General features: G+C 49.4%; 11 protein-coding genes. 8 read left to right on the top strand and 3 right to left on the bottom strand.

Translation table 11 applies throughout. From position 1 onward, the window contains the following. Positions 1-170 precede the first annotated feature (170 nt). From AC1VOR_RS03485 to AC1VOR_RS03470, 4 genes are all read left to right on the top strand, one after another. Positions 171-806, top strand: a complete 636-nt coding sequence (locus AC1VOR_RS03485; RefSeq protein ID WP_482615879.1) for a chromate transporter — start codon at positions 171-173, stop codon at positions 804-806. 17 nt (positions 807-823) lie between these two features. Next, entirely contained in the window at positions 824-1,357 is a 534-nt protein-coding gene (locus tag AC1VOR_RS03480) for a chromate transporter (RefSeq protein ID WP_482615878.1), read from the top strand. 181 nt (positions 1,358-1,538) lie between these two features. Next, a complete protein-coding gene (locus AC1VOR_RS03475) occupies positions 1,539-3,053 on the top strand; it encodes a peptide MFS transporter (RefSeq protein WP_482615877.1) in 1,515 nt (504 codons plus the stop codon). A gap of 21 nt (positions 3,054-3,074) precedes the next feature. Next, the gene (locus AC1VOR_RS03470) at positions 3,075-5,297 is read left to right on the top strand and encodes an alpha-galactosidase (protein ID WP_482615876.1); all 2,223 of its coding nucleotides are present in this window, start codon (positions 3,075-3,077) and stop codon (positions 5,295-5,297) included. Between the two features lie 117 nt (positions 5,298-5,414). Here the strand turns inward: AC1VOR_RS03470 and AC1VOR_RS03465 are convergent, their stop codons facing one another. Together AC1VOR_RS03465 and AC1VOR_RS03460 are read right to left on the bottom strand one after the other, a co-directional pair. Next, positions 5,415-6,467 (bottom strand): hypothetical protein, encoded by a 1,053-nt coding sequence (locus tag AC1VOR_RS03465; protein ID WP_482615875.1) that lies wholly within the window; start codon positions 6,465-6,467, stop codon positions 5,415-5,417. Positions 6,468-6,586: 119 nt separating this feature from the next. Beyond that, positions 6,587-7,444: a helix-turn-helix transcriptional regulator gene (locus tag AC1VOR_RS03460; RefSeq protein WP_482615874.1), complete on the bottom strand. Its 858-nt coding sequence runs from the start codon at positions 7,442-7,444 to the stop codon at positions 6,587-6,589. A gap of 166 nt (positions 7,445-7,610) precedes the next feature. Between AC1VOR_RS03460 and AC1VOR_RS03455 the strand changes: the two genes are divergently transcribed. Further along, positions 7,611-9,890 carry a beta-L-arabinofuranosidase domain-containing protein gene (locus tag AC1VOR_RS03455; RefSeq protein ID WP_482615873.1) on the top strand — a complete coding sequence of 760 codons (2,280 nt, stop codon included), beginning with the start codon at positions 7,611-7,613 and terminating at the stop codon, positions 9,888-9,890. A gap of 57 nt (positions 9,891-9,947) precedes the next feature. Then, a complete protein-coding gene (locus AC1VOR_RS03450) occupies positions 9,948-11,030 on the top strand; it encodes a M24 family metallopeptidase (RefSeq protein WP_482615872.1) in 1,083 nt (360 codons plus the stop codon). Positions 11,031-11,113: 83 nt separating this feature from the next. Here AC1VOR_RS03450 and AC1VOR_RS03445 read toward each other — a convergent pair whose 3' ends face one another. Beyond that, positions 11,114-12,652, bottom strand: a complete 1,539-nt coding sequence (locus AC1VOR_RS03445; RefSeq protein ID WP_482615871.1) for a sulfatase family protein — start codon at positions 12,650-12,652, stop codon at positions 11,114-11,116. 128 nt (positions 12,653-12,780) lie between these two features. Between AC1VOR_RS03445 and AC1VOR_RS03440 the strand changes: the two genes are divergently transcribed. Together AC1VOR_RS03440 and AC1VOR_RS03435 are read left to right on the top strand one after the other, a co-directional pair. Then, positions 12,781-13,644 carry an AraC family transcriptional regulator gene (locus AC1VOR_RS03440; RefSeq protein WP_482616390.1) on the top strand — a complete coding sequence of 288 codons (864 nt, stop codon included), beginning with the start codon at positions 12,781-12,783 and terminating at the stop codon, positions 13,642-13,644. 103 nt (positions 13,645-13,747) lie between these two features. Then, on the top strand, positions 13,748-15,538 hold the full coding sequence (locus tag AC1VOR_RS03435) for a sensor histidine kinase (protein WP_482615870.1): 1,791 nt from the start codon (positions 13,748-13,750) through the stop codon (positions 15,536-15,538). Position 15,539: the final 1 nt, after the last annotated feature.

Genomic DNA, 15,539 nt, shown 5'->3' with positions numbered 1-15,539 from the left:
AAAGAATTTTTTGAATACGTAAAAATCTGGTTTTTTAACTTATTTTAGCTAGATGAATGACCTATAGACCCTATATTACCAAAACTTTAATCCAAAATGAAATTATTTTATGTTATACTAAGACTACCACTTCGCGGTGAGGCATGACAAACAGAAAAGGGTGAGACAAGATGAATCATGCGCTGATCCAGCGAATGCAATTGATCGGGCAAATATTCGCAGTTTTCTTGAAGATTGGACCCTCTACCTTTGGAGGGGGCTACGCGATGATTGCAACCATTGAGAAGGAAATTGTCGACAAAAAGGGTTGGCTGGGTAGCGAGGAAATGGGCAACATGGTATCCATCGCGGGATCGGCTCCCGGAGGCGTGGCGGTTAACTCTGCCGCCTTCATCGGTTATCGTCTGGCGGGTGTAGCAGGAGCAGTAGCTGCGGTGACCGCGATTACGCTGCCGACCTTTATTATTGTATTTCTGCTTAGCTTGCTGAGCGCCTTCTTCAAGGACCATGTCAAGGTCCAGGCGGCCTTGAAGGGAATCCATGCGGCGGTGGTTGCTCTTATCATTCTGGCAGCGGCTAAAATGTGGAGAACGTCCATACTTGATGCTACTACACTGCTTATTGCAGCAATCGCAGCCGGGCTCCTGTTATTCACGGGCATCCATTCGCTATATCTGATTGCGGGAGGTCCGATTGTCGGAGTTCTTATCGTGATGATCAAGCGCAAATACGGGTTCACGGTGCGAACTGAACGGGCAACTCTGAAGGAGAAGCATGAGCTTCATTTTCCCGAGTATTATATTTGAGAGGAGCTTTCTTGCCCATGTTATGGGAGTTATTATTGGTCTTTATCAAGGTTGGGCTTATTTCCTTTGGCGGTGGCTATGCGGTCATGACGCTGATTCAGCGGGAGGTCGCTGACAAGCAATGGATGAATGCGGCTGACTTCCAGGAGGTCGTAGCCTTGGCAGGCATGGCCCCGGGCTCTATCGCCACAAATGCTGCGACGCTGATCGGTTACTCTCAAGCAGGAGTAGGGGGAGCCATCGTGGCGACGATTGGCATTATTTTACCTTCACTTCTTATCGTCATTTTGATTACCGCCTTCTTTATGCGTCTCCAAGGCAACGACTGGGTCAAGTCTTCCTTCTATGGCTTACGTCCCATCGTGACGGGTCTCATTATATATGCAGCCATACACTTCGGGCTCAGCGGAAGAACAGAATCTTTCTTTAGCTGGACGATGGCAGGGACATTGTTGATTTGCGGCGGCTCGCTTCTGCTGGTGGCCAAATACAAGCTGCATCCTTTTGCCGTCATTGGTCTATCGGCTATTGCCGGAATTGTCTTGTTCTAAAATGTTCTAAATTGATGGATGATTCTCCGATATAAGGGGGATCATCTTTTTTTTGTTCTTCCTCCATCTAGGTAAGAAATGTCCACCTATCCCAACTATCCGCTACCGTTTTGAAAAAACTTATCTGCTATATTTTAGAGGAAAGCGTTATCAAGAAACTCGGAAGAAAGAGGGAAGCACGATGAATGATGATTTGCAGCACGGGTCGAGTTCGAACGAAGCGAGATTGGAAGAAGTTCTGGATGACAAGAAGTTCTTCGGACATCCAAGGGGAGTAGGAGCTCTGGCAGCGGGCAATTTCTTTAATTCCTTTGCCTGGGGTGCCCTGTATGCCATCTTAATTTTCTATTTATATTCCCCTTATATGAAGGGGTTGGGATTTACACAAGGGCAGGCTGCTTCCATGGTTACAGCAATGGGGGCCTGTAACTCGATCTTCGGCATCTTCGGAAGCTGGCTGGCGGACCGGGTGCTCGGGATGCGCAAGGCGTTAATTATCGGGAACATCGTCAAAGGGACAGCTTTCGCGATCCTGGCTATACCGGCATTTTCACTGACGCAGGGGAGAATCTTCGCCTTTGCCGCCTTGTTCCTGATGTCGTTGCCCATTATGGGAGCGAGTAATGCTTCCCTTACCGGCCAATTGTACCGCAAAACCGATAATGGCCGGCGTGATGCTGCCTTCACCATCCATACGATTGCCAACAACATTGCGGGCTTGATTGCTCCGGTTCTGGTTGGTCAAATCGGAATGAAGAACTTCCATGTTGGCTTCCTCATCGCGGCCATCGCTGCTTTCCTCTATGGTGCGGTTATTTGGTTCACTCAGCATAAGTTCTTCGGTCCGCTGGGTGACTTGCCAGTCAAACCGCTGGAGAAGGGCAAGTTCAAGAGCATATTTGCCAAATTTATGGCTGTGCTGATCGTGGTGATGGGGACCATCATTGCCTTGGTTCTCACGCATGTTATTTCGTTCCAGGGTGTACTGAACATCATCACTTCTGCAACCTTCATTATTCCAATCGTTTTCCTGACCAATTTGCTCAGCAAGAAGGATTTGACGGATCTGGACAGAAGACGGATGAAGCCGTTTCTGAAGCTGTTCTCCGCGCAAATCGTCATGGCTTTATGCGGGGTCATGCTGACCTCCACGGTGGCTATCTTTATCGATCAGAAGATCAATCGTAATCTGTTTGGCTTTGAGATTGCTCCCGGTTCAGTAGGGACAATCTATACGATCTTCGGGCTGGTGTTGGCTCCGGTCTTCGTCTGGATGTGGACAAAGACACGCGCTACCCGAATCCGTACAACTCATAAATATGGTCTGGGCATTTTGTTCTCGGCGCTTGGCTATGGACTACTCACGATCCCAATCATTATGTTCAAAGATTCGGCACCGTACAACCTGCTTTGGATGGTCTTTTATTATCTGTTCCTTACTTTTTCCGATAACCTGGTATGGCCGATCGGTTCATCCTTCGTAGCCAAGCTGTCGCCAGATGCCTATGAGACGCAGATGCAGACCGCCTGGGGGCAAGCGGGCACCATCGGGAACGGGATTGCGTTGATTCTGTTCAACTTCTATCAAACTGCGGACCAGCAAGTGAACCTTTTCCCAATCATGACAGGCCTGCTGCTGGTGACAGCCTTAGCGATCTTCGTCTTCTCTAAAAACATTGAGAAGGATATGGTCTAAATCTGAGGGGAGTGAGCCGACGTGCCTATCGTCTACCATGAGCAAGCCAAGCAATTTCATTTGTATAACGACCAAATCAGTTATATCTTCGGTCTGATGCCGAATCTTCAGCCCGGGCATCTATACTATGGTCCCAGGCTTCGGGATCGCGAGGATTATTCACATCTGCTGGAAGTAGGATTTCGGGATATGTCCCCTTGTGTATTCGAGGGCAATCCCCGGTTTTCACTGGAGCAGGTAAAGCAGGAGCTATCCGTCTACGGCTCGGGAGATTTGAGACATTGTGCTCTGGATCTCGTTCAGGAAGATGGCAGCCATACGACAGCATTTGAGTATGATCGGCATGTCTTGATGCCGGGCAAGCCCTCCCTGGAGGGTTTGCCGTCTACCTATGTGGATGCGGAGCAAGAGGCTGACACGCTAATCGTTTATCTAAGAGATGTATTACTAGAATGCGAGCTAGAGCTGCAATATACGATTTATCGGGATCAGCCTGTGCTGACGCGCAGCATGAAGATTAACAATCGGGGACACCACCATGTAAGACTGGATTCGGCCCTGAGCTTGAGTCTGGATCTACCCGATGCTGATTATGAGATGATTGAACTGACCGGTGCCTGGGGGCGGGAGCGCCATATCGAGACGCAGCAACTGCACCGTGGTATTCAGAGCATCTATAGCTTGCGCGGTCATAGCAGCCATTTATATAATCCGTTCATGGGCCTGAAGCGCAGGGGGACGACGGAGTTAGCCGGAGAGGTTATTGGTATCAGCCTCGTCTATAGTGGCAACTTTCTAGGACAAGTAGAAGTGGATGCCTATGACGTGGCTCGTGTAATGATCGGCATTCATCCGCAGTATTTCCAGTGGAGCCTGGCTCCGGGGGAGAGCTTCCAGACTCCGGAAGCAGTGATGGTTTATGCCCGGGACGGCTTGAACCAGATGAGTCAGGTCTTTCATGAGCTATACCGCACCAGACTGGCAAAGGGGCATTGGCGTGATAGGGCACGCCCGATTCTGATTAATAATTGGGAAGCTACTTACATGAATTTTGATGAAGAGAAAATCGTAGGGATTGCAAGGTCGGCGGCCGACTTGGGCGTGGAGTTGTTCGTGCTGGACGATGGGTGGTTCGGCAAGCGGAATTCGGACACAACCTCGCTGGGGGATTGGTTCCCGAATTCAGACAAATTGCCTCATGGCATTACTGGACTGGCGCAGAGGATTACTGAACTCGGCCTGCAATTCGGTTTGTGGTTCGAGCCGGAAATGATCAGCAAAGATAGCGAACTCTACCGAATCCATAGTGATTGGCTACTAGCAGTTCCTTACCGCGCAGCTAGCCCTGGCCGCAATCAATACGTGCTGGATTTGACGAAGGCCGAGGTCGTTGATTATCTGGATATGACACTGAGTGGTATTCTATCAGAATCGGCGATTTCTTATGTGAAATGGGATATGAACCGCTCGATGTCGGAGGTGTTTTCCGCTGGGCAGGACTCGGCATTTCAGGGAAGAGTCTATCACCAGTACATACTGGGATTATACGACTTGCTTGATCGGTTAACCTCAAAATTTCCGGAGGTGCTCTTCGAATCCTGCGCGAGTGGAGGCGGGCGCTTCGATCCCGGGATGTTACACTACTGCCCGCAGGGCTGGATCTCCGATGATACTGATGCCGTGGAGCGCTTGAAAATCCAATATGGTACATCCCTGGTATACCCCCTAAGCAGCATGGGGTCTCATGTGTCCGCGGTGCCTAATCATCAGACTCACCGCCACACGCCGTTAACGACCCGAGGGGATGTAGCTTATTTCGGAACATTTGGATATGAGCTGGATCTAAGCCTGCTAACGGAAGAGGAGAAGGAGGAGGTTCGCGAGCAGATTGCCTTTATGAAGGAGCATCGTGAACTGATTCAGCACGGGGTATTTTACCGACTAGCCAGTCCATTTGAAGGGAATATCACCGCCTGGATGGTAGTATCGCCTGACCGGCGCCGTGCTATCGTCGGGTATTATCGCATCCTTGCACCGGTTAATGTTGGTTATCCGCGTTTGAAGCTTGCCGGACTGGCTGCGGACCAGAAGTATCGCATTAAGGAGGCAGGAGAACGCGACTATTACGGAGATGAACTGATGAATATCGGCATTCTCCTAAATGACAGCACTTCCGGAGATTACACCTCCAAGGTACGCAGAGGTGATTATCTGTCAAGACTATTCACCTTGAAAGCAGAGTAACCAAGGGCGCGTCTAAGCATGCTGAGGTTAAAAAATATAAAGCTGACTACAAACTGGATTAGCGGGGATTTCCGCGGCCACTTGTGGTCAGCTCTTTGTGTTCTTGATATTGTCTGATTATAAGGCAGGCAAGATTGGATAGCGGTTGGGCGTATTGCTCCATGGCTCAGGGAAGGAGCATTCCGGATATATGGAGGCGAAGAAGGCATACCCTACAGGATCATATTCCTGCAGTTCATCACGCGTATTAACCGGACCTCTTACACCATCCCAGGAGCCATCCTTGCTCTCGGCCATGACATTGAACCAGATAGCCGTCAGGGTAGCAAAATATTCTTCGTAGTTGGAAATGGCGTAGGTAGTGGGCCACAACTGATTAGCGGTGGCATGTTCATAGGCGCTGACCAACTCCCTGGCAAGGGTCTGATCCTCCAGATTGTTGATTCCGATGAGATGAATGGCATGGCCAAACTCATGGGCCAGTATGGATTCATTCTTGTATTTGGTCTGATAAGGCCCTTCAATGTAGCGCATCACGTTCTTCTCTGATACAGAGGTGACGGGAATGTCCGTGGTTCCTCCAAAGCCCTCTACCTCATAGTGCAAGAAGTCGGCTCCACCACGGTGTTCGGGAATGTCGTAGGCATTCTCTTGTAAACCATAAATAGCTAGAGCCGCCCCATGATCTATCAATTTACGGGCGATCTCTGGACGCTTGAGGAGCATGAGGTCAACCATTGTGCAAGCCCTTTGATGGACCTCGAAATCGACGCCGTCCGAGGATTTAATCAGCACCCCTGATGAGGTGCGGGTGAACCGGGTATAGAAGCATTGCAGACTATTGACCGGGTAATTCTCAAGCTTGACGGGCTGGTTCCGTTGCTTGTCCTGAATCGGGCCGACAACAGATAGTGTTACCTTGCCCAGATCACTAAGCTGCACAGGTTGCTGTAGGTACAGCGTTGTTCTACGCTTCGTCTGTTCATAGACGCACCAAGCATCCCAGGCTTCTTTATCTTCGTTCAGGTAGATTGGCAACGGGCTTCCGTCAAGCTCAACCAGATAGGATCGCGGATCGCCAGCTCCGTCAACATCGTGTCTCCACATAATTTCAAGGCGGTGAAAATCAATGAACCGGACTGTCTCTATGGGCCATTCAACACTGTGCACTATACAATCCCCCGTTTAAAGTATCGAATTTGTGTAACCGCTTACCTTTTATAATAGCATCCAAGCCAGGTAATTACGGTAGCGTAAACCTTACTTTAAGTGGACGATAGTGCAGGCGTTTATTTCTTGTTGTAGTGCTTGCAGAAGAACGTTTTCCGGTATTCGGTAGGAGTTACGCTTTCGTATTTCTTGAACAGCCGCATGAAGTATTTGGAGTCCTCGTAGCCCACCTCCGAAGCAATTTCAATAATGCTCAAATCCGTTTCAGTCAACAGCTCCTTGGCATGTTTTAGCCTGAACTTGATAACCTGCTCTGAAATACCAATGCCCGCACTTTCCTTGTAGATTCGGGACAAATAATTTTTGTTGTATTTAAAGTGCTCGGCGATCTGTTCCAGCGTAATGTCCTCAAAGGCATGGATGCGAATCCAGTCCTGAATCGGTTGCAGACGGTTGCCGCTATATTTCTTGTGAATGAGATAATTCGTAATTTCCGAGGTCAGTTCGTACAGCAGACAGGACAGATAGGCGTTGAGGTAGTCCTTCGGCTTCTTCTCCTGATACAAATCCAGCAATTGATTAAACATGACGTGAAACCGCCGGGAATCAATTTTGTTGGTATACACGGGTAAAATAATCATCTTCTCCGGGTTCTTGTCACTAATATCCTGGAGCACTTCGGCCTCATTACGCAACTGTAGCTGAGTTTGGGAAAAGTGAAGCCAGTGGAATTTCATTCGTCCCTCACATAGCTTGAGCCCACGATGCAGGGTGTGGGGCGGGAGAAGAAGGATTTCCCCGGGTTCAATCGCGTACGGAATATGGTCGCTCTCGATGTATAGCGTTGAATCTACGGGACTGATAATTTCGTAGCTATCGATAATTCGCTCTTTGTGAATCCAGGGCTGGTTTGTAATAAAAGTGCCGGCAGACAGGAAGGTGGCCTGCTTGCTATACTCTTGATCTACAAAGTACATGATGTCAGCTCCTCTAATTCAAATAGGCCATTCAGACGACTTTTTGAACTACCTCTTAAGTAAATATAGTCCACCTATTCTTTTTTTCAACTACTTACTTTGAATTTTTTTTCTTGTAACATAAGTGTTGTGAAAGCGATTTAAAGTATGGCGGGGAGGAAAGCTTATGTCAACGAAGAAAAGTGATCTGGAGATCGTTCAAGGGGATATTGACACGCTGCACCTGGGAAACTTGAAGACGGTCGAATTCGATATTCACTTGCCATCAACCGGGAAGAACGGCACCCGTATTACCTGGAAATCCAAGGATGACCGTTGGATTAATGGCACCGGCAAGGTCAAGCAGCCCGAATATGGGAAGGGGGATCGGGTGGTTCCCTTGACCGCTACCTTCCAGTATGGGGAAGCCCAATTGCAGAAGGTCTTTGAGGTTACGATTCTGGAGGAGAAGAACACGATTCAGGTCCAGAAAATTTTCCCGATCGAGCTTCATCAACAGGTCAATCAATCGTTCCATCTGCCTGCGGCAGTTGCCATTCAGACTGTTAGCGGGGATATTCTGGCTCATACGGTGGCCTGGGAAGAGGGCGATGAGCGTTGCTTCTCCAGTGTTGGCGAATACAAGGCTGTCGGTCAGCTTAAGGATACGGCCTATGAAGTAGAAGGTGTAATTGTTGTCCTAAGCGAATTGAAGGTTGCCAAGGTGAACACCCGTCAATTGTTTGATATCTCGCCGCAGCAAGTGCAGCTTGAAGGCGCCTCCTTGCTGAAAACATCGCAAGATCGCAGATTACAATTTCTGCTGGGCGTCAACGACGATCAGATGCTCTACAACTTCCGTAAGGCCGCAGGCCTGGATACGCTTGAAGCGCCTGCGATGATCGGCTGGGATTCGGACGATAGCTTGCTTAAGGGGCATACCACCGGGCATTATCTCTCAGCCTTGGCCTTGGGTTACGCATCCACCGGAAACAAGGAAATTCACCACAAATTGAGCTACATGGTTGCTGAACTGGCTAAGGTCCAGGCAGCGTTTGAAGCCGATAGCCATTATCACTACGGATTTCTTAGTGCTTACTCCGAGGAACAGTTCGATTTGCTGGAGAAATACACAAGATACCCGGAGATTTGGGCTCCTTACTATACACTGCATAAGATCCTGGCAGGCTTGCTGGATAGCTACCACAAGGCGGGCATTGAGCAGGCGTTGACCGTAGCCGACAAGGTAGGGGACTGGGTCTACAACCGGTTGAGCGTACTTCCTCATGAGCAGTTAAAGAAAATGTGGGGACTATATATCGCAGGAGAATTTGGCGGAATTAACGAGTCACTGGCCGAATTATACACGTATACGCAGAAGGAACAGCATCTTCTGGCCGCCAAATTGTTCGACAACGACCGTTTGTTCTTCCCGATGGAACAACAGGTAGATGCCTTGGGAGCCATGCATGCCAACCAGCATATTCCACAAATCGTGGGTGCTTTTAAAATATTTGAAGCGTCTGGCGATCAGAAATACTATGACATCGCTAAATTTTTCTGGAATTCGGTGGTGGATGCCCATATCTATTCCATCGGCGGTACGGGCGAAGGGGAAATGTTCAAGCAACCATACAAGATCGGAGCACATATTACGGAGCATACGGCAGAGACCTGTGCCTCTTACAATATGCTCAAGCTGACGAAGCAGCTTTACATGTACGAGAAGGACGTAAAGTATATGGATTACTATGAACGTACCGTTCTGAACCATATCTTGGCTTCCACCGATCATGAGGAGCTGGGGGCAAGCACTTACTTTATGCCGACAAGTCCTGGTGGGCAGAAGGGGTATGATGCGGAGAACTCCTGCTGTCACGGAACCGGGTTGGAGAATCATTTCAAGTATGGTGAAGCTGTCTATTTTGAGGATGACGATGCCTTGTATGTTAACTTGTTCGTGCCTTCAGTGGTGAAGGATGAAGATAAGGGGCTGCATGTCGTGCAAACCGTGCCCGAGATATTTAGCGGAGAAGTTGACCTGCGTATCGAGTCGTTGAAGCGGGCGCAGCTTAAAGTACGTAAGCCGTATTGGCATCATGGCGAGGCTGTGGTAACCGTTAATCAGAGCCGAGTGGAAGCGATAGAAGAGAATGGTTATATCGTACTTTCGCAGCCGTGGAACAAGGGGGACCAAGTAAATATCACCTTTGCACCGGACCTACGTCTTGAATTTACCCCGGATCAAGGGGACATGGCCTCGTTGGCCTTTGGCCCCTATATTCTGGCAGCGGTCTCGGAGCAGAAGGAATTCTTCCAACTGCCAGTGAACGGGGAGAGCTTGTCGTCTCAATTTGAACGAATAACGAATACGAATCGGTTTATTTACAAGGCGGGGCATATTGAATTTGCGCCCTTGGCAGAGCTCAATCATGAGCACTATCATTTGTATGTAAAGACGGTGTAGCCGAAGAAAGGGGGGGAGTCTTCCCCCTTCTTTCTATTTCTAGCAGGAGATGAGAAGATGGAACGAATGACACGTTTACTTGGCAAAATGAAAGAGGATGGGCTGACAGCCCTATACGTCAGCAACCCGAAGAATGTTCGTTATTTATCCGGGTTTACAGGAGAGGATTCCTGTCTGCTTTTGACTCAGGACGCAGTATTCTTCATCACGGATAGCCGGTACGTGGAGCAGGCGGGAGAGGAGCTGGATGACCGAATCCAGGTAATTTGTTGGAGCCGTTCCCTATTGGATGAAGCAGCAGAACTGGTTCGCAAGTATAGCATTAAGGAGATTGGCTTTGAGGGTGGGCATTTAAGCTACAGTGACGGTGAATCGTTCAGGACAAGGGTTCTGCCTGCCAAGACGCGAGTCGTGGATGGCTGGATTGAGGAGTTCCGGGCCGTGAAGGATGAGGCGGAGCTTCGAAGGATTGTTGAAGCGGTCAAGATCGTGGACCAGACCTTCATGCACATCCTGAATTTCATCCGTCCCGGTATATCAGAGAAGCACGTGGCGAATGAGATGGAATATTTCATGAAGAAGATAGGTTCGGAGAAGACCTCTTTCGAAACGATTGTAGCTTCGGGTATTCGCTCTTCCTACCCCCATGGAGAAGCCAGCGACAAGATTATCGAACTGGGAGATACGGTCATTCTTGACTTTGGGGCAACTTATCAGGGTTACGTCTCTGACATCACAAGAACGATTGCCGTAGGAGAACCTCATCCTAAGCTGGCAGAAATCTATGGTTGGGTCTTGGAGGCCGGTCAGGCCGGGATCAGCGCCATTCATGGCGGGATAAAGAGTAAAGAGCTTGATGCCATTATCCGGGGTCCCTTGGTTAGAGAACAGGTGAACCAGTATTTCAATCATGGGGCAGGTCACAGCATCGGGCTGGATATTCATGAGGCTCCTTACATCAGCTACCGCTCCGATCATGAGTTCCCGGAACATGCGGTCATGACGATTGAACCTGGCTTATATTTGCCGGGGATTGGCGGCGTGCGAATTGAGGACGATGTGCTGGTTGGTGCAGAGCATAGCCGGGTACTGACCAGATCGCCGAAGCAGGATTTCATTATGCTGCCTTTCTATGCGTGACTAGATTGATTGAAATAAACGACGCCCTTGGCTGCGATTTGCGGCAGGGGCGTCGTTTATTTTAGACGGTGCTTAGCCTAATCTTAAGCGTGGTGAATTCTTGGCATGGCCAAAGGTTCCTTGCCAAGCTCGGCCCATACATATTTAAGCAGTAACTCTGTCTTTAGCTGTTCATAGCCGGGCTCATCCCACAGATTATGCAATTCCTTCGGATCTTCTTGCAAATCGAAGATTTCTCCGTAGGTTTGGTTGTAGTACACCGTAATCTTGTAGCGGGCATCGACATAGGTCTTCTGGTGAATCGTGGTCGGCTCATGTCGGAACTCACATATGGCGTGATCCCGTGCGTGATCTTGCTGGCCAAGCCATACCTTCTTCTGATCTACCCCGGCGATGGACGACGGAATCGGCAAATCGCAGAAGGACAGGAAGGTCGGCACCAGATCTACCAGCGACTGAATCGCATCGGAACGTTGGCCGGCGGGGACCTGGCCCGGGTATCTCACGATGAACGGCAGCTTGATCAAGTCCTCATAATGGAAGCCGCCCTTGGCTTGCAGACCGTGCTGTCCGAAGAAATGACCGTGATCGGTCGTAAATACCACCAGTGTATTGTCGGCCAGACCCAGTTCATCCAACTTGTCGAGTATTCGGCCAATATACTTGTCCATGAGGCTGATCATGCCGTAGTAGACGGCGACCAGCTTCTTCTTGTCGTATTCGGTCAAGCGATGCTTGGCCCCATACTCATAGTAGTGATGAGATCGGTAGCCATGAATGCCAAAGCCGGTCTCCATCAGATGGGAGAAATCAGGATCATCCTCCTGGGTCAAGCCGAAGTGAGGTGGATTGCGATCATGCTCTCCCGGCACAAGGCCCGGAATCGTCAGCTTCTCGGGATCATACATCGTATCCCAAGGCTCGGGCGCCAGATACTCTGGATGCGGATCGAAGAAGCTGGCCCAGAGGAAGAAGGGGTCTCCCGCTTTCTGGTGTTCTTCCAGCCGGGCATTCGTCCGCTCGGCAATCCAGGTGTTGTAATGATATTTCTCAGGAATTGGCCACTTGTAGGTTTGCTCCGGGTCCATCGTGCCGGTAGGTGGCAGGAAGTAGTCCCGCCAGTTGTGACAACCCTGTTCCTCCAGCCAAAGAGCATAGTGTTGGCCGACATGGGCTTCATTCGTATGATTGCGAGCCAATTCCACATGATCAAATCCATAGAATGGTCCATGGAAGCCCTTCCAGTATTCCAGATCCTGAAGAATGGGATAGGCCTCCTTGGATTCATAAGCTTCCGTAGATTTCAAGGGTTGAAAATGTGCCTTACCGATCAGCGAGGTTTGATAACCCGCTTCACTGAAATTTTCTCCGACGGTGGGTTGGTCTTCCGATAGCTTCGTGCCCAAGGTCCAGGCTCCATGTTGGCTGGGATACAGGCCAGTAATCATGGAAGAGCGACTTGGCGTACAAGTCGGGTTGGGACAGTAAGCCCGGCCAAACGTTGTCCCTTGCTGCGCCAAACGATCCAGATTAGGCGTAGAAATCTCTGATTGAAATGCACCAATGGTATCCCAATGCTGTTGGTCACTTGTGATTAGTAAAATGTTAGGTTTACTAGACAAAAAATATCCCCTCCTATTATGATAATAGTGTAATATCAATGTTTAATAAATGTCCTTCTGTTATCTAATGATTGTCATTTTGTTGTATGCAAGAACGAATTTCTAGGAAAGGAGTGGGTTTGGTGACCATGCGGGAGTATGAGCATGAATTTGCCGAGTTTATCTACTATACGCCCGGCCAGTGGGACAAAGAAGCGCGGCTGTGGCCTGTTCGTGGCGGCCACAGTATAGCGAAAGCTCATTACCGAGTGGGACCTAAGCGAATCGAATGTTACAGTCTGCATGTTGTACATGCTGGCAGGTTATGTCTTGAATTTACCGACAAGTCTATTGAACTGGAGAGCGGTGACTTGTTCTGCTTGTTCCCGGGCAGGACGTACAATTATTACGCCTTGTCTTCCGAAGAGCCGCTGCAAATGAGTTGGCTGGCTATGGACGGCAACCGCATGAAGTCATTGCTGCGCCTGGCCGGAGTTACACCGGATCGGCCCTATGGTCAAGGGATGATAACGGTCCAGGCTGAAAAACTGCTGAAGCAGACGCTTGGCAAGATGGCCGTTGTAGAGAGGGGGCATCCTGCTATTGCCCTGGGATTGCAGGCGCTTATCTGCGGTCTGTTGGCGGAGCTTATTCCAGGCACACTACCTGTGCCTGTCCAGCCAAACGAACCTTCAGACTGGATACGCGAGTGTATGGAATTTATGGACCTCCATGCTACAGAAGGGATATCTGTACAGCAGGTAGCTGCATTTGCCGGGGTACATCGGTCTTACTTCTCCAATACATTTGCCGAACAGGTGGGAGTTTCACCGCAGAAGTATCTACAGCAAATCCGTATGGATAAGGCCAAACAATTATTAAGGGAGACGGATGCCTCAGTAACGGAAATTGCCTTGTCTCTGGGTTATCCGAACTTATACACGTTCACTCGGGCCTTCAAGGTTTATTACAAGGTGCCTCCTTTGGTCATGCGGGCTGAGGGCAGTGCCTGAGAGGGAGGGGAAACGGTTATAGGGGGCTAGGCTTAGTTCAAGTGTATTTAGTAAGCGCTTACTATTTATTTGACTCTGATTCTGCCACAAAGGAGCATAGCCTATGACGCTGGCCAGGTTACGCAAATGGATTTCACCCAGGCTGGGAATCCAAGGGAAAATATTTATTGCTTTTGGCTTACTAACATTGCTGGCAATCGTTGCGATCACTAGCATTATCTATGTCAATATGCGTGATACGATCAAGCGCAACGCGATTACTTCGGTCTCGGACAGCATCCGTCAGGCTGATGAATCCCTCAACGTCATGTTGACTGAAATTGATCGTTTAAACACGGTAGTAGTCACGAACAAAAATACTGTAATTGATACGGTGCTGAGTCCAAGCGAGGAAATCAGCTATGAATGGTTCCAGGAGCAGAAGCGGATTACTGAATACCTGTCCGGCCTGATTGACTATAAGCCTTACATTACACGAATAGCGGTGATTGGTCTGAACGGCAAGGTGTTCTTTTCCGGCGGACCATGGATTGACCGTAATTTTCTGGAGACGAAGACAATGGACTTCATGCTCCAGCATGGGGAGCGACATGCCTACTTCAAGTATGAAGGCGGCATCGAGGCGATCTCCGTAGGTCGGGTGCTTCGTTATGATCGTGAGACGATTGGTGTGGTCATGGTCGACCTGAAATATGAGTTTATTCGCAATACGTATGGTGTGAAACCAACGGATGATAGTATTCTGTATGTCCTGGATGGACAGAAGGAATTGGTCTACCAGTCGGATTCGGCACCGACTTCCATCTCAGATGCTATGACGAAGGTCATCTATGATACGTCGGCAGCATCGAACACGGTGGAGCCCGTCGAGCAGATCATTGACGGGCAACCGTATATCGTCATTAGCCGAAAGTCGGAGTACACAGGCTGGATAACAAGAGCTCTGATTCCTCTTGACTCGCTGCTCAGCGATTCGATCCGAATTCGTAATCTGATGGTTGAGGTGTCGGTGGTGGTCTTTATCATCGTCTTGATTGGGTCGTTGCAGATGTCCTTTCGCACCACACTTCATATCCGCCGCTTGAAGACGATGATGATGCGGGTCAAGGATGGGAATCTGGACTTTCCGAGGACGGAGATTGAGACAAGGGATGAGATTGGGGACCTGTACCGGGTATTTATTACGATGATTGACGAGTTGAAGCGGCTAATGGAAGACATACGCACCAGTGAGCAGGATAAGCGGGAAGCAGAGCTGACGGCTTTGCAGGCGCAAATCCGGCCTCATTTTCTCTATAACTCGCTGAATACCATCAAATATTTAGCGAAGCTAAATGGAGTGCCTAATATTGAAGAGGTGTCCGGTGCTTTAGTTGAGCTAATGCGCGGTGTGCTGGGGAATTCCCGAGAGTTGCTGACGGTACGGGAGGAACTGGATTATGTAAGCAGCTATGTAGCCATTGCCAAATACAGATTTATGGAGCCGGTTCCCGTTCATTTTCAGATCGAGGATGAGGCTTTGCTGGATTGCCAAATCGTGAAGTTATCCTTGCAGCCCATTGTTGAGAATGCCTTGGTGCACGGCTTGGAGCCCTCGTCCCACGGAGGTTATGTGGTGGTACGGGTGTATGAGGAGGATGGGGATTTAAAGATAGAGGTCATGGACAACGGCAAGGGGATGGATAAGGAACATATCGATGCCTTGACGAGGGAGGCGGGAGAAGCCCATGGAACAGCCTCTCGCTTCATGGGGATGGGAGTACGCAATACTCATGAGCGGATACGTCGGAGGTTTGGCGAGCCATATGGCATCAAGCTGTATAGTGAGCCAGGATGGTATACAAAGGTAGAAATCAGGTACCCCCGGTTGGAGAAGAAGGACACACACCGTTAGA

This window comes from Paenibacillus sp. 1SOY10, from assembly GCF_056836745.1.
The sequence above is the reverse complement of the archived record's forward strand: the minus strand, read 5'-3'. Positions and strand labels throughout refer to the sequence as shown.

What these genes read in the sequence shown, in the direction of transcription:
- AC1VOR_RS03485 (WP_482615879.1), top strand. Translation starts at nt 171, where the DNA reads ATGAATCATGCGCTGATCCAGCGAATGCAATTGATCGGGCAAATATTC.
- AC1VOR_RS03480 (WP_482615878.1), top strand. Translation starts at nt 824, where the DNA reads ATGTTATGGGAGTTATTATTGGTCTTTATCAAGGTTGGGCTTATTTCC.
- AC1VOR_RS03475 (WP_482615877.1), top strand. Translation starts at nt 1,539, where the DNA reads ATGAATGATGATTTGCAGCACGGGTCGAGTTCGAACGAAGCGAGATTG.
- AC1VOR_RS03460 (WP_482615874.1), bottom strand. Translation starts at nt 7,444, where the DNA reads ATGTACTTTGTAGATCAAGAGTATAGCAAGCAGGCCACCTTCCTGTCT.
- AC1VOR_RS03455 (WP_482615873.1), top strand. Translation starts at nt 7,611, where the DNA reads ATGTCAACGAAGAAAAGTGATCTGGAGATCGTTCAAGGGGATATTGAC.
- AC1VOR_RS03450 (WP_482615872.1), top strand. Translation starts at nt 9,948, where the DNA reads ATGGAACGAATGACACGTTTACTTGGCAAAATGAAAGAGGATGGGCTG.
- AC1VOR_RS03440 (WP_482616390.1), top strand. Translation starts at nt 12,781, where the DNA reads ATGCGGGAGTATGAGCATGAATTTGCCGAGTTTATCTACTATACGCCC.
- AC1VOR_RS03435 (WP_482615870.1), top strand. Translation starts at nt 13,748, where the DNA reads ATGACGCTGGCCAGGTTACGCAAATGGATTTCACCCAGGCTGGGAATC.